Consider the following 23,188-nt stretch of genomic DNA (forward strand, 5'->3'; position numbering starts at 1 on the left):
ACGTCGGATGCGTACCGCGACTGCCGACTACGAGTGACTCCGCAGCAGCGTCCGCATCGTGCGCATCGCCACCGACAGGTTCGCCAGGTCGAAGGACTCCGAGCTCTGGATCTCCTCCAGGGTGGCCCGGGCGCGGCCGAGGATCGCCGCGTTCTTCTGCTCCCAGACCTTGAAGCGCTGCTCGGGGGTCGAGGCCCCGTTGCCCACCGCGAGGACGTCGGCCGTGACGGCTGCATGGGCCGCGTACAGGTCTTCGCGGATGGCCGCGCGGGCCATGGACTGCCAGCGGTCGGCGCGGGGCAGCTCGATGATGCGGTCCATGAGCTGGGTGATGCCGAGACGGTCGGCGAGGTCGTAGTAGACATCCGCGACGTCCATCGGGTCCCGGCCCATACGGTCGGCCACCAGCACGATGTCCAGTGCCGGGAAGGCGGAGGAGAACCCGGCCACCCGGGTGGCGAGTTCGTCCGGCACGCCGGAGCCGGTCAGCTCCTCGTAGATCTTCTGCCACCACTCCAGGTCCGCGCCGCGCAACAGCTTGGGCAGCTGCGACCAGACCTGCTCGACGCGGTCGGCGAAGAAGGTGACGGTCTCGGCGAGCTGGAGCGGCTGCGGCCGGTTGTTGAGCAGCCAGCGGGTGCCGCGCTCCACCAGTCGGCGCGAGTGCAACCGGATCCGGGTCTGGACGGCGGCCTCGACCTTGTTGTCCAGCGCCTCGACGGCGTCCCACACCGTCCCCGAGCGGAAGATCGTGCGGGCCGCGGTCTGCGCCCGGACGATCTCCTCCAGCGACGCGCCGGTTTCCTCGCGCAGGCGGTGCAAGTACGTCGTACCACCGGTGTTGACCGTGTCGTTGACCAGCACGGTCGTGGTGATCTCGCGGCGCAGCGGGTGGCTGTCGATGTGCTCGGGGAACTTCTCGCGCAGCGCGGTCGGGAAGTACGCGTAGAGCAGCCCGCGCAGGTACGGGTCGTCGGGCAGCGAGGTGTGCAGCAGCTCCTCGGCGACCGTGATCTTCGTGTACGCCAGCAGGACGGCCGTCTCCGGACCGGTCAGCCCCTGGCCCTGGCCGAGCCGCTCGCGGATCTGGCGGTCGGTGGGCAGGAACTCCAGCGCCCGGTCGAGGTGGCCCTCGCGCACCAGGTGGCGCATGAAGCGCTGCTGGGCGTGGAGCATGTCCTTGGACTGGGCGAGGGCGTTGGCGATGGCCGTGTTCTGCGCATAGTTGTTGCGCAGGACCAGACGGCCGACCTCGTCGGTCATGTCGGCGAGCAGCCTGTTGCGCTGCTTGACGGTCATGTCGCCGTCCGTGACCAGGCTGTTGAGCAGGATCTTGATGTTGACCTCGTGGTCGGAGGTGTCCACGCCCGCACTGTTGTCGATCGCATCCGTGTTGATCTTGCCGCCGTGCAGGGCGAACTCGATCCGGCCGAGCTGGGTCAGGCCCAGGTTGCCGCCCTCGCCGACGACCTTGACGCGCAGGTCGGCGCCGTCGACGCGGATCGGGTCGTTGGCCTTGTCACCGACGTCCGCGTGAGACTCGGTCGAGGCCTTCACGTACGTACCGATGCCGCCGTTCCACAGCAGGTCCACCGGCGCCTTGAGGATGGCCTTCATCAGCTCGGCCGGGGTCATCTTGGTGACCTTGCCCTCGATGCCGAGGGCGTCGCGGATGTGCGCGTTGACCGGGATCGCTTTGGCGCTACGGGAGAAGACACCGCCACCGGCCGACAGCAGCTCGGTGTTGTAGTCCTCCCAGCTGGAGCGCGGCAGCTCGAACAGCCGGCGTCGCTCGGCGTAGGAGGTGGCCGCGTCCGGGTGTGGATCGATGAAGATGTGCCGGTGGTCGAAGGCGGCGACCAGGCGGATGTGCTCGCTGAGCAGCATGCCGTTGCCGAACACGTCACCGGACATGTCACCGATGCCGACCACCGTGAAGTCCTCGACCTGGGTGTTCACACCCAACTCCCGGAAATGCCGCTTGACGGACTCCCAGGCGCCGCGGGCGGTGATGCCCATCGCCTTGTGGTCGTAGCCCGCGGAGCCGCCGGAGGCGAAGGCGTCGCCGAGCCAGAAGTTGTACTGCTCCGCGACACCGTTGGCGATGTCGGAGAAGGTGGCGGTGCCCTTGTCGGCCGCGACCACGAGGTACGTGTCGTCCTCGTCGTGCCGTACGACCTCGGCGGGCGGGACGACCTCACCGGCCACCATGTTGTCGGTGATGTCGAGCAGCGCCGAGATGAACGTCTTGTAGCTGGCGATGCCCTCCGCCATCCACGCGTCCCGGTCCACGGACGGATCCGGCAGCTGCTTGGCGACGAAGCCGCCCTTGGCGCCGACCGGCACGATGACGGTGTTCTTCACCATCTGCGCCTTGACCAGGCCGAGGATCTCCGTACGGAAGTCCTCCCGGCGGTCCGACCAGCGCAGACCACCACGCGCGACCTTGCCGAACCTGAGGTGCACACCTTCGACGCGCGGCGAGTACACCCAGATCTCGTACGCCGGGCGCGGCGCCGGCAGGTCCGGAATGACCTGCGGGTCGAACTTCATGGACACGTACTCGTGCGGCCGGCCGCCCCACGCCTCCTGGAAGAAGTTCGTGCGCAGGGTCGCCTTGATGACCGTGAGGAAGGACCGCAGGATCCGGTCCTCGTCGAGCGAGGCCACCTGGTCCAGGGCCGCGTCGAGCTCCTCGAGCAGGGCGTCGACGATCTCGCGCCCGGCGCGCTGCCGGTCCGGCGACATCCGCGCCTCGAACAGGGAGACGAGCAGCCGGGTGGTGTGGACATTGTTTCGGAGGGTGTCCTCCATGTAGTCCTGGCTGAACGTCGAACCCGCCTGGCGCAGGTACTTGGCGTACGCCCGCAGCACCATCGCCTGCCGCCAGTTCAGCCCGGCACTCAGCACGAGGGCGTTGAAGCCGTCGTTCTCCGCCTTGCCGGTCCAGGTGGCGGCGAAGGCCTCCTGGAACCGCTCGCGGGCGTCGTCGCGGCCGTAATCCACGCCGTCCTTCGCCTTGGGCATACGCAGGCCGAAGTCGTAGATCCAGGAGACGCTGCGGTCGGCGCCGCGCAGTTCGTACGGCCGCTCGTCGACCACCTCGACGCCGAGCCGGTTGAGGACCGGCAGGACGGCGGACAGGGAGACGGCCTCGCCCTTGCGGTAGATCTTGAAGCGGCGCTCGTCGAGGGCGGCGCCCACCGGCTCGTACAGGCTGAGCGCGAAGTCGTTGTCCTCCTCGAGCCGTTCGATCTGGCCGAGGTCGGCGACCGCGGCGCGCGGGTTGTGGTCGGCCTTGTAGCCCTCCGGGAAGGCGTTGCCGTAGCGGCGCAGCAGTTCGGCGGCGCGCTCCTCGCCGAACTCGGCGTTCAGCGCATCGGCGAATCCGTCCGCCCAGGAGCGCGCGGCCTCGACGAGGCGGGCCTCGATACGCTCCTTGTCGGCGTCGGACAGCTCCGGCAGCTCGGTGCCCTGCGGGACCCGGACCACGAAGTGCAGCCGGGAGAGGATCGACTCGGTGTTCCAGGCGGTGAAGTCGACGCTGGTGCCGCCGAGTTCCTCCTTCAGGATGTCGATGATCCTGAGCCGGACGCCGGTGGTGTAGCGGTCGCGGGGCAGATAGACCAGGGCCGAGTAGTAGCGGCCGTACTCGTCCTGGCGCAGGTAGAGCCGCAGCCGCCGCCGCTCCTGGAGGTAGAGGACCGAGGTGACGATGGACTGCAGCTCGTCGACCGGTGTCTGGAACAGCTCGTCACGCGGATACGTCTCGAGGATCTGGAGCAGATCACGTCCGTCGTGACTGTTGGGCGAGAACCCGGCACGCTTGAGCACCTCGTCGACCTTGCGCCGGATGACGGGAACCCGGCGGACGGACTCGGTGTAGGCGGCGGAGGAGAACAGTCCCAGGAAGCGCCGCTCACCGACGACATTGCCCTGCTCGTCGAACTTCTTGACGCCGATGTAGTCCAGGTACGACGGGCGGTGCACGGTGGCCCGGCTGTTCGCCTTGGTCAGCACGAGTAGCTTGTGCTCACGGGCCTTGGCGCGGGCATCGGCCGGAAGCCGCTCGAAGGACGGGCTGACCGGGTGGGCCTCGCCGGTCTCGTGGTGCGGGTCGGCCCGCAGTATGCCGAGACCGGTGCCGGGCACCGCGGCGAGGGAGTCGTCGTCGCGCAGCTCGTACTCGCGGTAGCCGAGGAACGTGAAGTGATCGGCGGCCAGCCAGCGCAGCAGCTCACGGGCCTCCTCGATCTCCTGCTCGGGCAGGTCACCGGCGATGGGCTCCTCGGGCAGGCCCTCGGCGATCCGCAGCGCCCCGTCCCGCATCTTGCCCCAGTCCTCGACGGCCTCGCGGACGTCGGACAGGACACGCAGCAGGTCGGCGGTGATCTGCTTCAGGTCGGAGCGGTCGGTCTCGCGGTCGATCTCGACGTGGATCCAGGACTCGATGTGCGCATCGTGCGGGAGGTCGCCGGTGGGCGGCGTGGTGAGCACCTCGTTGAGCTTGCCGGTGACATCGCGGCGCACCACCATCTGCGGGTGGATGACGACGTGGATGCCGCGTCCCTGGCGCGTCAGCTCGTTGGTGACGGAGTCGACCAGGAACGGCATGTCGTCGGTGACGACCTCGACGACGGAGTGGCTGCACGTCCAGCCGTTCTCCTCGACCGTCGGGGTGTGCACGCGGACGTTGGCCGTGCCCTGGGGGCGGTTTTCGGCCAGTCGGTAGTGGGAGTAGGCAGCTCCGAAGATGTCGACCGGGTCGCGGTCGGTGAGGTCCTCCGGGGCGGTGTGCAGGTAGTAGCGCTGGAGGAACGCGAGCACGGCCGCCCGGTCGGGGATGCCGTGTTCCGTCGTCCCAGTCGGTAGGTGCCCCCCGACCGGGCTGTGCTCAGCTACCCGGGCGGCCCGATCGAGCAGCTCGGCCTTGGCTTCGTCCAGCTTGGTCTGCATTGTCCTCTGGCTCCTGTCGCGCGCCGTTGCGTGACGTAGAAGGAAGTACGGTCTCTGCCCTTCCGACGCGACGCCGTGACGCGGGGTGTCCGGTCCGTTCCGACGCTATGCCGCAAGGTGAGATGAGCGGTGGGTTATCAGCCATTTCCAACGCGACCGGGGCATGTGACGCTGCTCTCCACAACGTCTGCGCCCGCAGTGTGCGCGTCACCGTGGAGCCCCTCGGGGCCCCGACCCGCCCGCGAAGACCAGCGACCACCGCCCGGATACGGATGTCGTCCGTGCTCTCCGGGCGCAGAGCAGGGACACCAAGGCCCCCGCGAACTATCGCGCTGATCACGCCACAAGGCTATCGCTCATTACCGGGGGTCCGTCATGAGCCGTATGTGTACAAAACCGGGACCGGAACTTTGACAGTCTGCACAGGGACAAGCGCGCTGCGACGACGGTGGCTGCCTGAGCCGCGGGCAGTCGCACCGCCGCAACTCCGGTCAACCGTGCCGTCGCAGCTGCGGGCAGTCGTGCCGCTGGGGCGGCACGGGTGGGCGATGGGGGTGCCCCCGCGCGAGCTCGTTCGAGCGTGGGGGAGGCACCCCGCAGCGCCGGGCTGCGTGAACCGCCCTACCAGCACCAACGCCGGCCGCGGCCGTAGCGGACGCCGCAGCGCCGGACCACGCGCCCCACAACCCCACCTCGCCCGGAAACCGGCGCGTACCCTTGGCAACCCCCCGCCCCGGAGGCACCTTGCCCCTGAACGACCCACGCAGCCGGAAGCCACCCACGAAGGGCAGCCCACCGCCATGACCACCAAGATCCTCATCGTCACCGGCGACGCAGCAGAGTCCCTCGAAGTCCTCTACCCCTACCAACGCCTCCGCGAAGAGGGCTACGACGTCCACATCGCAGCCCCCACCCGCAAGAAACTGCAATTCGTCGTCCACGACTTCGAACCCGGCTTCGACACCTACACCGAAAAGCCCGGCTACACCTGGCCCGCCGACCTCGCCTTCTCGGAGGTCGACCCCGGCCAGTACGCCGCCGTGGTCATCCCCGGCGGCCGCGCCCCGGAGTACCTCCGCAACGATCCCGAACTCCGCAAGATCCTCAAGTCCTTCTTCGACGCCGACAAACCCGTCGCCCAGATCTGCCACGGCCCCCTGCTCACCGCCGCGATCGACGGCCTCCGCGGCCGCCGCGTCACGGCGTACCCCGCGCTGGAACTCGACATGCAGGCCGCCGGCGCCACCTTCCAGGACGCCGAGGCAGTGATCGACGGCACCCTGGTCTCCTCGCGCGCCTGGCCGGACCACTCCGCCTGGATGCGCGAGTTCCTCAAGGTGCTGCGCGCCAAGGCCCCGGCAACCTGAGCCCCGCCCACCAGCAACGCCCCGGCGCCGCGCCGCCGAGCTGCGGGCAGTCGTGCCTCCCCCAGTGCCTCAAGGGCCTGGGGGACCCAGGGCAATAGGGGTCCCCCCGCTCACGCGAAGCCGAGAGTGGGGGAGGCACCCCGCAGCGCCGGGCTGCGCGAACCGCCCTACCGGCACCAACGCTCCCTCAGGCCGCCAGCTCCTCCGCCACCGCGACCGCCTCCCCGAGCGAGTCCACCACCGGCACGCCCGCTTCCTCCAGGCTGGCCCGGCTGTGCGAGCCCCCGGTGTAGAGCACGGCCCGCGCTCCCACGTGCCGCGCGGCCACCGCGTCATCCGCGGCGTCGCCGATCACCACGGTCCGACCGGGCTCCACCCCGGCGAGCGCCGCGAGGTGCCGCACCATGTGCTCGGCCTTGCTGCCCCCGGAGGGCCCGGTCCGCCCGTCGACGCGTATGAAGTGCGTCTCGATCCCGAACCCCCGTACCAGCGGGACGAGTTCGTCATGGACGTACATGCTGAGGATCGACTGGCTGCGCCCTGCCGACTGCCACTCCGCCAGCAGCTCGATCGCCCCCTCGGTCAGCCCGCACCGAACCCGGTGCTCCGAGTAGTACCGGTGGAAGGTCGCATCCATGACCTCCCACTCGGCATCGGTGGGCAGCCGCCCCAGCAGCCGCTCGTAGAACTTCGGCACCGGCACGCAGTACAGCGCCCGGTACTGCTCCATCGTGATCGGTTCCAGCCCCAGCTCGGCGAACGCCGCGTTCGTCGCCCCGATGATCGCGTCATTGTCGTGGAACAGCGTGCCGTTCCAGTCCCAGACAATGTGCTCAGCTCCGTGCTTCCCCATGCCTAAAAACGTTACCCGCCACCACTGACAATCAAGAGATCCCCAGGTCAGCCTGGCACCAAGCAGCCGTGAGCAGTCGTGCCACGGTGAGCGTCAGTCCTGCGAGCCGACCAGGTTGGGGATCTCCTGCGTCGCGTACCACAGCAACTCGTGGTCCTCGGCCCCGTCCACGACGAACTGCGCGTCGTCGTCCCCGCCGTCCGCCGCCTGAAGCGCCTCGGCGGCTGCGGCGACATCCGGCTCCGCCTCACCCGAGTCGACATGCACCGAGGCCGCCTTGGCCAGCGGTACGGCGCCGGCGATCCGCACCTCGCCGAGCGCGGCCGGGTCGGGCCCCCGTCCTGGGTCGGCGGCCGCCTGTCCGTCAGGGACGTCGATGGCGACCACCACCCGCCGCCGTGGTGCCCCCGGGTCCGCGGCGAGCAGCCGCAGCGAGGCCAGCGCGGCCCGGCTCAGCGCCGCGTACTCCAACTCCTCGATGTCGTCGGAGAGGTACCACTCACGCAAGGCCGGCGTGACGGCGTAGGCGACGAGCGGCCCCGCGCCGACCTCGCCCGTCTTGTACGCCTCGGCGAGACCGGAGAGGGTCAGGGGGACGTAGACGCGCATGGTTGGCCGCTTTCGTGGTCGGAGGGCCTCCGCAAGGCCCCGGTGAGGGCCTTCAGGATACGTGCGGGGTCCCCTTTCGAGCCCCTGCCCGCGCCTCGCAGGGCGTCCACTCGACGCCGGAAAGTCACCCGGTGCACCCCGTTCCCCACGGGCTCCTGTCCCCGCTCCTCACCCGGATAGGTGAACATTCCGGCCACCGGCCTCCCGCCCGCTTGTTTGCCCGCCCTCGACCAGGGCCCGTACAAGATCCCCAACAGCAAGTTACTGCCCGGTACGCACCGCGCGCCGGGCCCACCGAACGGGGACCCCCATGAACAAGGTCATGACCAGGACGCCACAGCACCACGCCGGCACCCGTCCCCGACCCGCGCGACACCGCCGCCCGGCAACAACTCACCCGCACTCCAGGCGCGGGCCCCTCCCGCACAAGCCCAGCGGCCACACGCCCGCCACCACCTCTACGACGACCCCTACGGCGGCACGATCCGCCACGCCCCCAGCAGCCGCACGCCCACCCCCCATCCACCCGCCCCCAGCCGCCCAACGCCCCCTCACCGCCCCGCCCCGAGCCCTGCCGCCCCACGGCCCTCCGCACCCCATCGACGCCCCAAGCCCCCGCCCCAGCCCGCAGCGCCTCCCACACCCGAAAGCCGGTCGTCCCGCAGCCCCGCCCCACTGACCTCTTCGCCGACCGGCTGCTGCTCGTCCTGAGTGGGCAACGCCCCGTCCACGCCATGCTCCGGCACACCGCCGGCCCCGCCTACGACGAGCTGGCCCGCCTCGCTGAACGCGGCCCCCTGCGCACCCGCGGCCCGCGCCCCGTCGTCCGCGACGTCGGCTACTACGAACCCCGCCCGGGCGCCATCGAGGCCTTCGCCCGCATCGGCGCGGGCGACCGCCTGCGTGCCATGGCGTTTCGCCTGGAGCTGGGCCGAGACCACCGCTGGCGCTGCACGGCCGTGGAACTGGGCGGCCCTCGCACGCGCACCGCCGTCGATAACTGACCCACTACGCACCCCACTCACGCCGAAGGGCCGGGCACCCTCAGGTGACCCGGCCCTTCCGCTGCTACGACGCCTCAGGCGCCGTCACTTCTTGCGGCGCCGCCCGCCCTTGGCCTGCTTGCGACGCTCCGCGCGCGTGAGGCCGTCGGCCGCAGACCGCACCGGCTCCTCCTCGCTGAAGTCGCCCTCGATGGTGCCACCCTCGCCGTCCACGGTCGGAGCGGTGAAGTGCAGGTTCCGCCGCTGCGGTGCCTCCAGGCCCTTGGCGCGGATCTCGGGGCGCGCCCCCGCCTGCGCGGGCACCGCGTCCTGCTTCTCCAGCGTCGGCTTGGCGTCCTCGACGGGCACCTCCTCGACCTGCTGCTCGACCTGGACCTCCAGGTTGAACAGGTAGCCGACGGACTCCTCCTTGATGCCCTCCATCATGGCGGTGAACATGTCGAAGCCCTCGCGCTGGTACTCGACCAGCGGGTCCTTCTGCGCCATCGCGCGCAGGCCGATGCCCTCCTGGAGGTAGTCCATCTCGTAGAGGTGCTCGCGCCACTTGCGGTCCAGGACCGACAGCACGACCCGGCGCTCCAGCTCACGCATGATCTCGGAGCCGAGCTGCGCCTCACGGGCCTCGTACTGCTCGTGGATGTCGTCCTTGATGGACTCGGCGATGAAGTCGGCGGTGAGCCCGGCCCGGTCGCCGGCCGCCTCCTCCAGCTCCTCGACGGTGATCTTCACCGGGTAGAGCTGCTTGAAGGCGCCCCACAGCCGGTCCAGGTCCCACTCCTCGGCGAAGCCCTCGGCGGTCTCCGCGGCGACGTAGGCGTCGATCGTGTCGTCCATGAAGTGCTGCACCTGCTCGTGCAGGTCCTCGCCCTCCAGGACGCGGCGCCGCTCGCCGTAGATGACCTCACGCTGCCGGTTGAGGACCTCGTCGTACTTCAGGACGTTCTTACGGGTCTCGAAGTTCTGCTGCTCGACCTGCGACTGGGCGGACGCGATCGCGCGCGTGACCATCTTGTTCTCGATCGGCACATCGTCCGGGACGTTCGCCATCGCCATCACGCGCTCGACCATCTGCGCCTTGAACAGCCGCATCAGGTCGTCGCCGAGGGAGAGATAGAAGCGGGACTCGCCGGGGTCGCCCTGACGGCCGGAACGGCCACGCAGCTGGTTGTCGATACGCCGCGACTCGTGCCGCTCGGTGCCCAGCACGTAGAGGCCGCCGAAGCTCTTGACCTCTTCGAACTCCGCCTGCACCGCCTTCTCGGCCCGCTCCAGGGCGGCGGGAAGCGCGGCGGCCCACTCCTCGATGTGCTCCTCGGGGTCGAGGCCACGCTGGCGCAGCTCGGCCTCCGCGAGGTCGTCGGGGTTGCCGCCGAGCTTGATGTCCGTACCACGGCCGGCCATGTTCGTCGCCACGGTCACGGCGCCCTTGCGGCCGGCCTGAGCGACGATCTGCGCCTCACGGTCGTGCTGCTTGGCGTTGAGCACCTCGTGCTGGATGCCGCGCTTGCTGAGCTGCTGCGAGAGGTACTCGGACTTCTCGACCGAGGTGGTGCCGACCAGGATCGGCTGGCCCTTCTCGTGCTTCTCGGCGATGTCGTCGACGACCGCGTCGAACTTCGCGACCTCGGTGCGGTAGATCAGGTCCGACTGGTCCTTACGGACCATCGGCTTGTTGGTCGGGATCGGCACCACACCGAGCTTGTAGATCTGGTGGAACTCGGCGGCCTCGGTCATCGCCGTACCGGTCATGCCGGAGAGCTTGTTGTAGAGGCGGAAGAAGTTCTGCAGGGTGATCGTGGCGAGCGTCTGGTTCTCGTCCTTGATCGGCACCCCTTCCTTCGCCTCGATCGCCTGGTGCATGCCCTCGTTGTAGCGACGGCCGGCGAGGATACGGCCGGTGTGCTCGTCGACGATCATGACCTCGCCGTCGATGACGACGTAGTCCTTGTCCTTCTTGAAGAGCTCCTTGGCCTTGATGGCGTTGTTCAGGTAGCCCACCAGCGGCGTATTCACCGACTCGTAGAGGTTGTCGATGCCCAGCCAGTCCTCGACCTTGCTGACACCGGACTCGTGGATGGCGACCGTGCGCTTCTTCTCGTCGACGTCGTAGTCGCCGGTCTCCTCGATGCCCTTGAGCGGCTGGCCGGCCTCACCGCGCTTGAGCCGGGTGACGAGCTTGGCGAAGTCGCCGTACCACTTGGTGGCCTGGTCGGCCGGGCCCGAGATGATCAGCGGTGTACGGGCCTCGTCGATGAGGATGGAGTCGACCTCGTCGACGATGGCGAAGTTGTGCCCGCGCTGGACGAGCTCCTCCTTCGACCACGCCATGTTGTCGCGCAGGTAGTCGAAGCCGAACTCGTTGTTCGTACCGTAGGTGATGTCGCACGCGTACTGCTCGCGGCGCTGGGCCGGCGTCATGTTGGCCAGGATGCAGCCGACGCTCAGGCCCAGGAACTTGTGGACGCGGCCCATCATCTCGGAGTCGCGCTCGGCCAGGTAGTCGTTGACCGTGATGAGGTGGACGCCCTCACCGGACAGGGCGTTCAGATACGCGGGCAGCGTACCCACGAGGGTCTTGCCCTCACCGGTCTTCATCTCGGCGACGTAGCCGAGGTGGAGGGCGGCGCCACCCATCATCTGCACGTCGTAGTGCCGCTGGCCTAGGACGCGCTTGGCGGCCTCGCGCACAGTGGCGAATGCCTCGGGCAGCAGGTCGTCCAGGCTCTCACCGTCGGCATAGCGCTGCTTGTACTCATCGGTGAGGGCCCGCAGCTCGGCGTCGGAGAGGTCGACGAAGTCCTCTTCGATGGAGTTGACCTGGTCCGCGATACGGTGCAGCTTGCGCAGGATCTTGCCTTCGCCTGCACGCATGATCTTCGAGAGGACGGACACGGGGTTTGGTCTCCTTGCCGGTCGGGCCTGGGACGGTCGGTTTTCCTTCGACGTACTGAGCAACGGCCATCGTATGCGAGGACCCGGCCGCGCCGGGAGGCCTGCCGGGCGACGACAGTCCACTGCAGCACATCGACGTCGCATCCGACGTCAGACCTGCCTTCAATTCTGTCTTCACACGGAACAACGGCCGGGAGTCCTGGATAGTGCCGCGCCCCTCCCACGAATTGCGCGAATCGTGATCACGTGGTCACACGCAGCGAAATGCATGGCATCGTCACGCCTTCCCGAGCAGAATCGGCCGATGGAGCCCGTCACCATCCCCACCGCCCGCCTCCTCCTGCGCACGGTCGGCCAGGACGACACGGACACCGTCTACGCCGCCTGTCAGGATCCCGTCATCCAGCGCTGGACCACGATCCCGTCGCCCTACCTCCATGAACATGCCCAGAGCTTCACGGAGCACCTGGTCCCCGACGGCTGGGCGACCGGCTCGATGTTCACTTTCGGCGTCTTCCTCAGCCAGGGGGAACTGGCAGGAATGCTCGGTATCACCATGCGTTCCCTCGGCGTGGGCGAGCTCGGCTTCTGGGCGACCGAACGCCACCGCGGCAACGGCTACATGACCGAGGCCACCCTCGCCGCCGCCCGCTGGGCCTTCATCCACCAGTCGATCGACCGCCTGGAATGGCGTGCCGAAGTGGGCAACACCGCCTCCCGCGCGGTCGCCGAACGCACCGGCTTCACCATCGAGGGCACGCTACGCGCCGCGCTCCACAACAACGGGGTACGACGGGACTGCTGGGTGGGTTCCCTCCTGCCATCGGACCTGGGGTTGCCGTCGACGGCGCCCTATCTGCCGCCCCGCCAGTAAGTCCGTGGGCATTCGCGTCTCCCTCAGAGGGGGAACCCCCAGGGCGGCAGGGATGGGCGCCGGCGGCACCCCGTCGTGCCGGGCTGCGCACCCCCTCGCTCAGCCGCACAGGGCCCCGGTTCACGAATCCCCAGCTCACCCCGCGTTGTCAGACCCACCGCCTATCGTTCGACGGCATGACGACCCCGCGCCCCACGGACCTCACCGCAGACGAAGCCCGCCGCATCGCCCTGCGCGCCCAGGGCCTCCTCGGCACCCCCAACCGCAAGGCCGGCGTCCGCGGCATACTCCGTCACCTCGGCGCAGTCCAACTCGACACCATCTCCGTCCTCGCCCGCTCCCACGAGCTCATCCCGTACGCCCGCCTCGGCGCCGTGGGCCGCAGAACCGTCGAGAACGCCTACTGGACGACTGCATCCATCGGCGCCCCTTCGACACGACCGCACGCCTTCGAGTACTGGTCCCACGCCGCCTGCATCCTCCCCATCGAGGAGTGGCCCCACTTCGCCTTCCGCCGCCGCGCCTACCGCAACCGCCCCCACTGGAACCACGAACTCCCGGACGGCGCCTACGACCAGGTCATCAAGCAACTCCGCGCGGAGGGCCCCCTCACGGCCACGCAACTGGGCGGCGCGAAGCGCACCAGCGATTGGTGGGACTGGTCCGGCGCCAAGGTCGCCGTCGAACGGGCCCTGATGTACGGCGAGGTGGTCTGCGTCGAGCGCCGCGGCTGGAAACGGATCTACGACCTCGCCGAACGCGCGGTCCCCGACGCCCTGCTGCACGACGAGTTCGACGACACCGAATGCCTGCGCCGTCTGGTCCGCCTCGCCGGCCAGTCCCTCGGTGTCGGCACCCGCGCGGACATCGCCGACTACCACCGTCTCAAGGGCGAGCAGGTCGACGCGGTGATCGCCGATTCAGGCCTGGTGCCGGTCACGGTCGAGGGCTGGGGAAAGCCTGCCTGGGCGGACCCGGCGGCCCTGGAGACACCCCCACGCGGCCGCCACCGCACCACGCTCCTGTCCCCCTTCGATTCGCTGATCTGGGAACGGGCGCGCACGGAGCGGATCTTCGGCTTCACTCACCGTCTGGAGGCCTACGTCCCCAAGCAGAAGCGGGTGTACGGCTACTTCGCGATGCCGGTGCTGGCCGGCGGCCGTCTCGTCGGCCGTGTGGACCCCGCCCGCGAAGGCCGCACCCTGGTGGCCAAGCAGGTCACGCTGGACGGCCCTAAAGCTGTTCCGGCCGTGGCCCAGGCCCTGATCGAGGCGGCGAGCTGGGTGGACTGCACAAACGTACGCGTGGAACGGGTGGACGCCCCGGAACTGCACGCCCCTCTCACCACGGAACTCGCCCGCGCCCTGGCCTGAAGCCCGGCCCGGTCACCGGATTTCGAGAATCTTCTCCCGCATCGCGTACACCACCGCTTCCATCCTGGAGTGCAGCTGCAGCTTCTCCAGGATGTTGCGCACATGGTTCTTCACGGTGTTCTCGGAGATGAACAGTTCCTTGGCGATGTCCCGGTTGTTCATACCCGTGGCGACAAGCTTGAGCACCTCCAGCTCCCGGTCGGTGAGCCGCGGCGCGGGCACCAGTCGGCGTTCGTCTGTCCGCTGGATCATCGATTTGAACTCGGTGAGCAGTTTCGACGCCATGGAGGGGCTGATCTGCGACTGCCCGTCGGCCACCGCGCGAATGGCCGTGGCCACCTCGTCGGTGGAGATCTCCTTGAGGAGATAACCCGTCGCGCCCGCCTTGATGGCGTCGTAGAGATCTGCTTCCTCGTCGCTGATCGTCAGCATGATGATCTTGGCGCTGGGTGCCACCTCCTTGATGGAGGTGCACGCCTCGATTCCGCCCCGCTTCGGCATCCGTACGTCCATCAGGACGATGTCGGGCAGCAGGTCGGCGGCTTTCTCCACCGCCTCGGCCCCGTCGCCCGCCTCCCCCACGACCTGGATGTCCTCCTCGGCCGCGAGCACGATCTCCAGGCCACGGCGGAACAGGGCATGGTCGTCCACGACCAGAACCCGGATCGGCTCCTTGCGTGGAGAGCCCGCGTCCGGGCCCATGCCGACGACACCGTCGTCGGCATCCCCCTCCTGCATCGGTCCGAACCTGTCCGCCATCGTTCCTCCCCCTGAAGGCTGTGGCCCGTGGTCCTGTGCCATCACCAACCCAAGGCAACGGCCCACCGGTTGGGCCGTTGCCGCCATGATTTCATGCCCGGACGACACTCCGGTGACCGAGCGGCGGACGAAGTGGTCGCGCACCGGTGCCCCTGGGGGCGTACTCACACTCCAGGGGCACCGGATCAGCTGTCGTCCGGTTACGGTCAGCCGCCCAGCGGGCCGCCCGCTTCAGGTGCGGGCGCCTGGGTGACCATCGTGTCCGTTTCGAGGTGGATCACGCCGTAGTCGTACGCATGCCGCCGGTAGACAACGCTGGGCGCCTTGGTCTCGGAGTCGACGAACAGATAGAAGTCGTGCCCCACCAGCTCCATCTCGTAGAGAGCCTGGTCAAGGGTCATGGGGGCGGCGACGTGGGTCTTCTCGCGGACCACCAGGGGGCCTTCACCCTGCACCTCCAGCGAGCCGATCCTCTTGGTGGGTACCCCGCCCGGCTCCTCCGCCTGGAAGGCGCCGCCGTTGCCGTTGAGCGTTGCCACGCCCGGAACGTGGTCGGGGACCTCGGCTGCCGTGAGCCGGCGCACGCCCCGGCGCGTGTGACGCTTGTCGTGCTGCCTGCGCAGCCGGGCTTCCAGCTTCTCTGCCGCCATGTCGAGTGCCGCGTACGGATCACTGGCCGCTGCCTCCGCCCGGATCACCGGACCGCGGGAGCGGAGCGTGATCTCCACTCGGTCGCTGCGGTCCGCCTGTCGGGGGTTGGGCTCCTTGGACACCTCGACGTCGAGGCTGATCACCTTGCCATCGAGCTTCTGGATCTTGTCCAGCTTCAGCTTCTCGGCCACGTGCTTGCGGAACCGCTCGGGCACCTCGGTCTTGCGGCCCTTGACGACGATGTCCACGCAGAACTCCGTTCCCGGATCGCTCCGCTTCAGTGGCGGAGCATCTCCCTTGTGCACCCGGTCCCGGGGAACCCCGGAACCTCGGACTCGGTGACGTCCACCTCCTCCTCCCCCATGGGCAAGATCTCCACCCAGCCGGCCCGGGTGATTGCGGAATACCCACGGCACGGCATTCAGATTTGCGAGGTGTGGCCTGCGGCTTTCCCTCACAACCGAACATATCTCGCCCGGACGGATGTCGTCACCCTCTACTGTCACGTACCTCCGTTCAGGTGAATACACCCTCTCACTACCTGCAACGATGCAAGATCGCAGTCAGTTCCGGTTCATCTCGAAAGAATCCGGCGTTGCCGCGACCACAGCCGCGCAGATCACCTCGCCGGCACCGGTCGGCCCCGCCATTCCCGGCACGACACGGCCCAGGCCCGTACTCCCGTCCATTGATCCCGTCATCTGTTCCCCTGCCCTTTCCCGATTGCCTCTCCCATACACGGCCTTCTCCACATCTGCGCGTACCACGGACGCCACACCGCCGTGAGCGACCGCCCTGTCCGCCACCGCCGCCCGCATGGCACGCGCAGCCTCCGCGAGGGAGGACCCGGTGGTCATCAAGTCGTCCACCAGCACCACCGGACCGCCGCCCAGCAGCCCTGCACCACCGGCCGTCACCTGGAGAGCACCGGCAAGGTTCTCCAGCCGCTGCCGGGAGGTGAGCTCGGACTGGTCAGCGACGGCCCGCCGTTGCCGCAGTACGGCGAGCACCCGTGTGGGTGTCCCCGTTTGCCGCAGCTCGGCAGCCGCCGCGAGCGCGATCCGGCGCGCCGGATCATGCCCTCGCTTCCGCACGGCCCCACGGCCGGACGGTACGGGAACGAGCAACACCGTCCCATCGACAGCACCGCGCCGCATCCCGGCCGAGCCCGCCGCACCCCCGCACGCCCCGACGCCGCACCGCCCACCGCCGTCCGGTCCTTCCGTGCGTCCCGAAGCCCCGTCCGCACCGCCCCGGCCAGAGCGACGCCGAGCGGCCCGGCAAGGGTCAGCGCGCCCCGCTCCTTGTGGGCCAACAACACCGCCCGTACCTCGTCCGCGTACCGCGCGGCCGCGTACACCACCGGCAGACCGGGCGGCTCCGGCGCCGGTCGCGCCCGGCGCGGTGCGGCCCCACTCAGGGCGGCACGGCACTCCGGGCAGAGCACCGTGCGAGGCCTTCCGCAGCCTCCGCACTCGGCCGGTAGCACCAGGTCGCTGAGGTCTTGCCACCACCCCCGCATGCCCACCACTGTGCCAACGCCCGCGCCGAGCGGCCACCCCTGGGGACAACTGCCTGTGGATAACTCCCCGTCGCCCCGCCACCAGCAGAAACAGCCGTCTCCGCCGAGTCTCTCCTCGACGAAGACGGCCGCCCTTCAACGCGTCACAACACAACCCTGACCGGCGCCATCACCAACACGGCGCAACAACCGCACCGCGCCGCGCGCCGATCCACCACCCTGACGCCGGCTCAGCGCCGCGCCAAGGCCTCACCCGGACAGGAGTCACCCCGGATAAACCGGCGCAGAGCCGTCCTTGACCACTGTCTGCCACTGCGCCCCGTCCGGCAGCCGTACGATCCCGTCCTCCGAGTACGCCACCAGCGGCAGCTGGTCGTCCTCGGCGGCGGCAATCGCCTTCACCCCGGTCAGAGCGTCGGGCGCCGGCCCCTCCGGCGTGGAGCCGTCGACCTGGACGTACTGCATCTGCTGCACGCCGCCCTCCTCGCGTCCGACCACCACGAGCCGGCCGTCACCGGCCCACGACATGGTGGTGACCTCCTCCAACGCCGGTGCGGCGGGCCGCAGTTCGAAAACAGAGACTCCGGGCTGTTCGCCGTCCTTCTCGTGCGTCTCGTCCTTCGCCGCCCGCTCGATCCGCCCGACCAGCAGGGACTGCTTACCGTCGTTCTCCACGACCAGCGCGATCCGCACCCCGTCGGCCGCCACCCGCACGGACTTGATCCGCCCGTCCAGCCCCGGGACTTCCACCTCCACCGGCTCGCCCTTGCCTTCCTGGAGCATGAGCAAGCGCGGCTTCTCGGGGTTGCGGTCAGCCACCCACAGGTCGCCCCGCGCGTCCCAACTGGGCGCGGTCAGCCGGTCCTCCTCCGTCCTGCCCGTACTGCTCACCACCGGCTCCCCGAGCGAACCGCCCGACACGAGCGAGCCGACGTACAGCTCCTTGCCGTCGATGGCGACCCCGGCCGCGGTGTCCTCGTCACGCGACACCGCCACCGACCGCAACGCCTGTGCACCCTCGCCCAGTTCGCCCGGCACCGGTTCGGCGTTCGAGCCCCTGCTGCTGCCCGAAATCCGTACCAGGCGGTGCTCACCGTCGATGAAGTACAGGTACTCGGGGCTCTCGGCCGAACCGCGCGCGGCGACGGTCGCTGCCCCGTCCTCGTCGAGCACGCACAACTGCGCTCCGTCGGCCTGCACTTCGACCTCGTCCACCGCGGGAGTGAGGCTCTGCAGCGTGAACAGCAACTGGGCTGCCATCTCGTTGCACTTGGCCAGCCCCACGCGGGTGGCCTTCCCGTTCAGAGGCACCGTCAGCTTGTTCTGATCGTCGGGCGTCAGCGAGCCGGCGCCCTTCTCCAGGGCTGTACCGGTCGGGAAGCTCGACCGGACCACGGGCCCCAGCCAGGCCGTGGGCCCGTTGAGGAGCGAGCGCACCATGTACGTCATCGGATCCACGCGCCGGCGCACGTACACGGGATCGGCGACGGCGGCCGGCTGCGAGGCCGCCCCGACCGCTGAGTTCGAGGCGAAGTAGTACTTGTTGACGGACATGTAGTTGCGCTGGAAGTCCGACTGCCCCATGACGACACCCGGCGGCAGCCCGTCGATGCGCCACTGTCCGTTCTTCTTGTCCCGCGTGAGGTACACCTGCCTGCTGTAGGCACCCTCGGCCGGCGCATACGACTGCTCCGCGTCCACCAGAGCGACCTTGGTGCCGGTGAGTGTGAAGGAGACGTTGTCGCCGTCCTCCCGGCCTCCCGCAGGACCGGCCTCGGTGGCCGGCCCGTCCGCAAGCACCATCGTGGACAGCTCCGGCCGCCAGGTCTTCGCCGCCTGCGCGGTCAGATACTGCTTCGCCGTCGCATAGTGCGGATCGTCACTGGTCAGCGCCTCGAGGAAGCCCTGCACGATCTCGGAGGGCGGGGCGTCCTCCCGGGGCGGCATGGCGAAGACCCGCACCTGGGTGTCCTGGCGCGGGGTCGACTCGACGCCCCGCAGGTCCCCGTTGTCCGGCATCGAGGCACACCCCGTCAGAAGTACGGCACCACAGGCGACGTACGCCACCGCGCGCGCCGACGTCCGCCGGGCGCCCCCCTCGCGGTCAGCGCCCACGAAATACCTCCCCTTGATCGTTCGCCTCGTCCGGCCCTGCCTCCGTCGAACGGTTCAGGGCCGCGCTGCGTGCCGCCTCCACGGCGGAGTGGTCGTCCTGCCGTCGTGTGCCCCCCGCGGGCCGCGGCACCACCCGCGCGCCGTTGCCGGGTAGCGCCGTCGGATCGGCCGTGGGGGCAACGGCGGCCAGCCTGGGCGTGATCGGATCCCGCGGCGGCAGCGGTCCGCTGCCCGTCGTCTGTGCGGGCACCGTGGCGGTCTTCGTCCCGCCACCGCGCGGCAGACCCGCGTCATTGAGTCCACGATTCCGGCGCGAGTCCTTGGGCTCCAGCGGTATCGGCGAGCCCCGCAGCGGCTCGTCCGCGGTCCGCGGCAGCGTCAGGCGGAACTGCGACCCACCGCCCGGCTCACCCCATGCCTGCAGCCAGCCGCCGTGCAGCCGCGCATCCTCCAGGGCGATCGACAGGCCCAGGCCCGTACCGCCCGTCGTACGCGCGCGTGCCGGGTCGGCACGCCAGAAGCGGTTGAAGACCCGGGTCGCCTCGCCGGGCTTGAGCCCGACGCCGTAGTCGCGCACCGCGACCGCAACCGCCCCGCCCGCCGCGGCGAGCTTGACGACGACGTCCTTGCCCTCGCCATGCTCCACGGCATTCACGACGAGGTTGCGCAGCACCCGCTCCACTCGCCGGGCGTCGGCCTCGGCGACGACGGGCTGCTGATCGCCCACGATCCGGATCCGCGTGCCCTTGCGCTCGGCGAGCGGCGCGGCGCCGCTGACGACCCGCCGTACGACCTCCCTGAGGTCGATCGCCTCGGCCTCCAGCGCCGCCGCGCCCGCGTCGAAGCGGCTGATCTCCAGCAGGTCCGACAGAAGCGACTCGAACCGGTCCAGCTGGTCGGCGAGCAGCTCCGCCGACCGCGCGGTCACCGGGTCGAAGTCTTCCCGCGCCTCGTGGATGACATCGGCGGCCATCCGCACTGTCGTCAGCGGCGTTCGCAGCTCATGGGACACGTCCGACACGAACCGCCGCTGCATCCGTGACAGGTCCTCCAGCTGCTGGATCTTCAGCTGCAGGTTCTGCGCCATCTTGTTGAAAGCCTCGCCGAGACGTGCGATGTCGTCCTCGCCGGTGACCTTCATCCGCTCCTGCAGCCGACCCGCGGACAGCCGCTCGGCGATACCGGCCGCCATCCGCACCGGCGTGACGACCTGACGCACCACGAGCCAGGCGATCGCCCCGAGGAGTACGACGACGAAGACGCCGGCCGTCGCGAGCGTCCCCTTGACCAGGCTCAGCGACCTCTCCTCCTGCGTGAGCGGGAAGAGGTAGTAGAGCTGGTACGGGTCGCCGTTCGGGTCGTCGACCTCCTTGCCGATGACCAGCGCCGGCTGGGATTCCTTCTCACCGCTGTAGACGATGCGGGTGTAGCTCTGGGCGGCCGCCGTACTGTTGCTGACCTTCGCGCGCAGTGCCTCCGGCACGCTCTCGTTGGGATCCACACCGCCGGAGGCACGCGGGCCACGCCCACCGCCGCTGTCGTCCCCGGCCGGAAGCGTCACCACGTCGAAGGCACCCTGACCACCGCTGGAGAGCGAGGAGACGAGATCACTCATCCACTGGATCACGTTCTGGGAGGGCCGACCGTCGACCTGGGCCGCCCCGTCACCGGTTCCACTCGCCGCCTCGTCGGCCTTCTGCTTGGCCACCGCGAATCCGCCCGTGGCCTGGCTCTGCGACGCTTTCACCTTGGCGTCCAGCAGTCCGTTACGCACCTGCCCGATGACGACGAAGCCGAGCAGCAGGACGACACCCAGCGACATCAGCAGCGTCGTGACGACGACCTTGAGCTGGATGTTGCGCCGCCACAACCGCATGACGGGCAGCAACGGCCGACGCACCCAGCGCATGAACAGACGCAGGACCGGGCTGCCCTGGACCCCGCCCTGCAGCAGCCCGCTCTCAAGAAAACGTCCCCAGCGGGAGCCCGCCGTCTTCCGGCCGACAGGCCGCCCCGCACCGCCCCCGGACCTGCCGGGCGCCGAAGCGGCACTGTCCCCGGACATGTCAGCTCGGCCCTGCCTTGTAACCGACACCACGCACGGTCACCACGATTTCCGGCCGCTCCGGGTCCTTCTCGACCTTGGAGCGCAGCCGCTGCACATGGACGTTGACCAGCCGCGTGTCCGCCGCGTGCCGGTAGCCCCACACCTGCTCCAGGAGCACCTCGCGCGTGAACACCTGCCACGGCTTACGGGCCAGCGCGACCAGCAGATCGAACTCCAGCGGCGTCAGCGCAATGGACTGCCCGTCCCGCTTCACGGAGTGCCCGGCCACGTCGATGACCAGGTCACCGATGGCGAGCTGCTCGGGAGCGGGCTCCTCGGACCTCCTGAGCCGCGCCCGGATCCGGGCGACGAGCTCCTTCGGCTTGAACGGCTTCACGATGTAGTCGTCCGCGCCCGACTCCAGACCCACCACCACGTCGACGGTGTCGCTCTTGGCCGTGAGCATCACGATCGGCACCCCGGACTCCGCCCGGATCAGGCGACACACCTCGATGCCGTCCCGGCCGGGCAGCATCAGGTCGAGCAGTACCAGATCGGGTTTGGCCTCCCGGAAAGCGGCCAGCGCCTTGTCGCCGTCGGCTACAAAAGACGGCTCAAAACCTTCACCACGCAGCACGATGCCGAGCATCTCGGCCAGTGCGGTGTCGTCGTCGACGACAAGGACTCGTCCCTTCATAAACGACATCATCCCATTCTCGTAACGGTGACCGGGCCGCTGGTGAGGGAGGTCACTGGCCCGTGACGATAGTCGTACGAGGTCGCTACTGTCTGCCCTCGCCCGTCGCCGTTGATCTCAGCGGGGGATGCCGGGCCGCGCCTCGTGCGCACAGCAATCGGCCCCGACCTCCCGCTCAGGGGCCACAAGGACGGTGCTCGTCAGCCGATCACGGCCTGGCGCGACCTGGCACACATCTCGGCCAGGGCCTCAGCGGTCACCGGCGACACGGCTCCCTCCTCGGTCACGATCGCTGTCACCAGCTCGGGTGGTGTGACGTCGAACGCCGGGTTGTACGCCTGCGTCCCCAGCGGCGCCACCGGCACTCCGCCGCCCCCTCCCGTCACCGGCACGTTGGGGGCCGCCACCTCGGTCACCTCGTATCCCGGCCGCTGCTCGACCTCGATGGACGCCCCGTCCGGCGTGTCCGGATCCACCGTCGTCACCGGCGCCACCACGATGAACGGCACATGGTGGTACCGCGCGAGCACCGCGAGGGGATAGCTCCCGACTTTGTTCGCCACCGAACCGTCGGCCGCGATGCGATCCGCCCCGATCAGCACGGCGTCCACCTCCCTGGCCGCGAACAACGAACCCGCCGCGCTGTCGGTGAGCAGGGTGTAGGCCATGCCGCTGCGCGCCGCCTCGTACGCCGTCAGACGGGCCCCCTGCAGCAAGGGACGCGTTTCGTCCACCCACAGCCGCCTGAGCTGTCCCTGCCGATGTGCGGCGAGCGCCACCGCGAACGCCGTCCCCGAGCCGCCCGACACCAGCGACCCGGTGTTGCAGTGCGTGAGGATCCGGTGACCGCCGCCGGGCAGCAGCTCGTCCAGCAGCGCCAGCCCGTGCGCAGCCATCCGGGCACTGGCCTCCGTGTCCTCCTGGTGCAGCTGCCGCGCCGCCGCCAGCGCCGCCTCGGCGGCCGACTCGGAACTCCCGCCCCGGGCGAGCGCCACCAAGTATGCGGACCGGGCCCGGCGCACGCCGACGGAGAGGTTCACCGCGGTGGGCCGGGCGCCCGCCAGCGCGTTTGCGGCCTCGTCCACGTCGAACCCGCGCGCGGCGGCGAGCGCGACGCCGTACGCGCCCGCGATGCCGAGCAATGGCGCCCCGCGCACGGCGAGCGAGCGGATCGCCTCCACCAGCGCGGGTGCGTCCGTACAGACCAGCTCGACCTCTTCGGCCGGCAGCCTTGTCTGGTCGAGCAGGACCACGACCGGACCCTCGGGAGGCTCTTCCCACCGGATCGCGGGTATCCCGGTCGACGGTTTTTCCTCGCCGGATTGCGCGTACTGATCAGCCATGCGGTCAGTCTGCCCGTAGTACGGCGGACAATTGAAGGTGTGCAGCCCATACCGCGGCCGGTCCCTGGGTCACCACCCCATGGCACGATGTCTGCCAACCTGCCGCCGCGACAGCGGACGGGCACC

At 69.6% G+C, this 23,188-nt stretch carries 14 protein-coding genes and 1 pseudogene; 4 read left to right on the forward strand and 11 right to left on the reverse strand.

Features of this window, described 5'->3' with window-relative positions:
* Nucleotides 1–27: 27 nt before the first annotated feature.
* On the reverse strand, nt 28–4,956 hold the full coding sequence (locus StrepF001_RS21160) for an NAD-glutamate dehydrogenase (RefSeq protein WP_129799804.1): 4,929 nt from the start codon (nt 4,954–4,956) through the stop codon (nt 28–30).
* A gap of 800 nt (nt 4,957–5,756) precedes the next feature.
* Here StrepF001_RS21160 and StrepF001_RS21165 point away from each other — a divergent pair.
* Nucleotides 5,757–6,323, forward strand: a complete 567-nt coding sequence (locus StrepF001_RS21165) for a DJ-1/PfpI family protein (protein WP_129799805.1) — start codon at nt 5,757–5,759, stop codon at nt 6,321–6,323.
* A 187-nt stretch (nt 6,324–6,510) separates the two neighbouring features.
* Here the strand turns inward: StrepF001_RS21165 and StrepF001_RS21170 are convergent, their stop codons facing one another.
* On the reverse strand, nt 6,511–7,176 hold the full coding sequence (locus StrepF001_RS21170; RefSeq protein ID WP_129799806.1) for an HAD family hydrolase: 666 nt from the start codon (nt 7,174–7,176) through the stop codon (nt 6,511–6,513).
* A gap of 93 nt (nt 7,177–7,269) precedes the next feature.
* Nucleotides 7,270–7,785 (reverse strand): hypothetical protein, encoded by a 516-nt coding sequence (locus StrepF001_RS21175; RefSeq protein ID WP_129799807.1) that lies wholly within the window; start codon nt 7,783–7,785, stop codon nt 7,270–7,272.
* A gap of 310 nt (nt 7,786–8,095) precedes the next feature.
* Between StrepF001_RS21175 and StrepF001_RS21180 the strand changes: the two are divergent.
* Nucleotides 8,096–8,789 (forward strand): annotated as a pseudogene (locus StrepF001_RS21180) (Rv3235 family protein).
* Between the two features lie 84 nt (nt 8,790–8,873).
* Here StrepF001_RS21180 and secA read toward each other — a convergent pair.
* Nucleotides 8,874–11,681 (reverse strand): preprotein translocase subunit SecA, encoded by a 2,808-nt coding sequence (gene secA / locus StrepF001_RS21185; protein ID WP_129799808.1) that lies wholly within the window; start codon nt 11,679–11,681, stop codon nt 8,874–8,876.
* A gap of 304 nt (nt 11,682–11,985) precedes the next feature.
* On the opposite strand from secA, the gene StrepF001_RS21190 reads away from it, so the two are divergent.
* Together StrepF001_RS21190 and StrepF001_RS21195 are read left to right on the forward strand one after the other, a co-directional pair.
* Nucleotides 11,986–12,555, forward strand: a complete 570-nt coding sequence (locus StrepF001_RS21190; RefSeq protein ID WP_129799809.1) for a GNAT family N-acetyltransferase — start codon at nt 11,986–11,988, stop codon at nt 12,553–12,555.
* Nucleotides 12,556–12,731: 176 nt separating this feature from the next.
* A complete protein-coding gene (locus StrepF001_RS21195) occupies nt 12,732–13,928 on the forward strand; it encodes a crosslink repair DNA glycosylase YcaQ family protein (RefSeq protein WP_129799810.1) in 1,197 nt (398 codons plus the stop codon).
* 12 nt (nt 13,929–13,940) lie between these two features.
* Here StrepF001_RS21195 and StrepF001_RS21200 read toward each other — a convergent pair whose 3' ends face one another.
* The 7 genes from StrepF001_RS21200 to mtnA all read right to left on the reverse strand — a co-directional run bounded on the left by StrepF001_RS21200 (nt 13,941) and on the right by mtnA (nt 23,062).
* The gene (locus StrepF001_RS21200) at nt 13,941–14,687 is read right to left on the reverse strand and encodes a response regulator transcription factor (RefSeq protein WP_129799811.1); all 747 of its coding nucleotides are present in this window, start codon (nt 14,685–14,687) and stop codon (nt 13,941–13,943) included.
* Between the two features lie 206 nt (nt 14,688–14,893).
* Nucleotides 14,894–15,619, reverse strand: a complete 726-nt coding sequence (gene raiA, locus StrepF001_RS21205) for a ribosome-associated translation inhibitor RaiA (RefSeq protein ID WP_129800079.1) — start codon at nt 15,617–15,619, stop codon at nt 14,894–14,896.
* Nucleotides 15,620–15,901: 282 nt separating this feature from the next.
* The gene (locus tag StrepF001_RS50110) at nt 15,902–16,432 is read right to left on the reverse strand and encodes a hypothetical protein (protein ID WP_346656958.1); all 531 of its coding nucleotides are present in this window, start codon (nt 16,430–16,432) and stop codon (nt 15,902–15,904) included.
* 692 nt (nt 16,433–17,124) lie between these two features.
* On the reverse strand, nt 17,125–18,975 hold the full coding sequence (locus tag StrepF001_RS21215; RefSeq protein ID WP_129799812.1) for an LpqB family beta-propeller domain-containing protein: 1,851 nt from the start codon (nt 18,973–18,975) through the stop codon (nt 17,125–17,127).
* Nucleotides 18,965–21,040: an MtrAB system histidine kinase MtrB gene (gene mtrB, locus StrepF001_RS21220; protein WP_129799813.1), complete on the reverse strand. Its 2,076-nt coding sequence runs from the start codon at nt 21,038–21,040 to the stop codon at nt 18,965–18,967. Before mtrB ends, StrepF001_RS21215 begins: the two co-directional genes overlap by 11 nt.
* A 1-nt stretch (nt 21,041) precedes the next feature.
* Complete coding sequence (mtrA, locus tag StrepF001_RS21225; RefSeq protein WP_187283109.1) at nt 21,042–21,731, reverse strand: two-component system response regulator MtrA; 690 nt, start codon at nt 21,729–21,731, stop codon at nt 21,042–21,044.
* A gap of 188 nt (nt 21,732–21,919) precedes the next feature.
* Nucleotides 21,920–23,062, reverse strand: a complete 1,143-nt coding sequence (gene mtnA / locus StrepF001_RS21230) for an S-methyl-5-thioribose-1-phosphate isomerase (protein ID WP_129799814.1) — start codon at nt 23,060–23,062, stop codon at nt 21,920–21,922.
* Nucleotides 23,063–23,188 lie beyond the last annotated feature (126 nt).

It is taken from the genome of Streptomyces sp. F001, from assembly GCF_004187715.1.
In the GTDB taxonomy this organism is placed as follows: Bacteria; Actinomycetota; Actinomycetes; order Streptomycetales; family Streptomycetaceae; genus Streptomyces; species Streptomyces flavusporus.

Excerpts from the sequence above, each read along its gene's own strand:
- StrepF001_RS21160 (WP_129799804.1), bottom strand. The coding sequence starts at position 4,956 with ATGCAGACCAAGCTGGACGAAGCCAAGGCCGAGCTGCTCGATCGGGCC.
- StrepF001_RS21165 (WP_129799805.1), top strand. The coding sequence starts at position 5,757 with ATGACCACCAAGATCCTCATCGTCACCGGCGACGCAGCAGAGTCCCTC.
- StrepF001_RS21170 (WP_129799806.1), bottom strand. The coding sequence starts at position 7,176 with ATGGGGAAGCACGGAGCTGAGCACATTGTCTGGGACTGGAACGGCACG.
- StrepF001_RS21175 (WP_129799807.1), bottom strand. The coding sequence starts at position 7,785 with ATGCGCGTCTACGTCCCCCTGACCCTCTCCGGTCTCGCCGAGGCGTAC.
- StrepF001_RS21190 (WP_129799809.1), top strand. The coding sequence starts at position 11,986 with ATGGAGCCCGTCACCATCCCCACCGCCCGCCTCCTCCTGCGCACGGTC.
- StrepF001_RS21195 (WP_129799810.1), top strand. The coding sequence starts at position 12,732 with ATGACGACCCCGCGCCCCACGGACCTCACCGCAGACGAAGCCCGCCGC.
- StrepF001_RS21200 (WP_129799811.1), bottom strand. The coding sequence starts at position 14,687 with ATGGCGGACAGGTTCGGACCGATGCAGGAGGGGGATGCCGACGACGGT.
- mtrB (WP_129799813.1), bottom strand. The coding sequence starts at position 21,040 with ATGTCCGGGGACAGTGCCGCTTCGGCGCCCGGCAGGTCCGGGGGCGGT.
- mtrA (WP_187283109.1), bottom strand. The coding sequence starts at position 21,731 with ATGATGTCGTTTATGAAGGGACGAGTCCTTGTCGTCGACGACGACACC.
- mtnA (WP_129799814.1), bottom strand. The coding sequence starts at position 23,062 with ATGGCTGATCAGTACGCGCAATCCGGCGAGGAAAAACCGTCGACCGGG.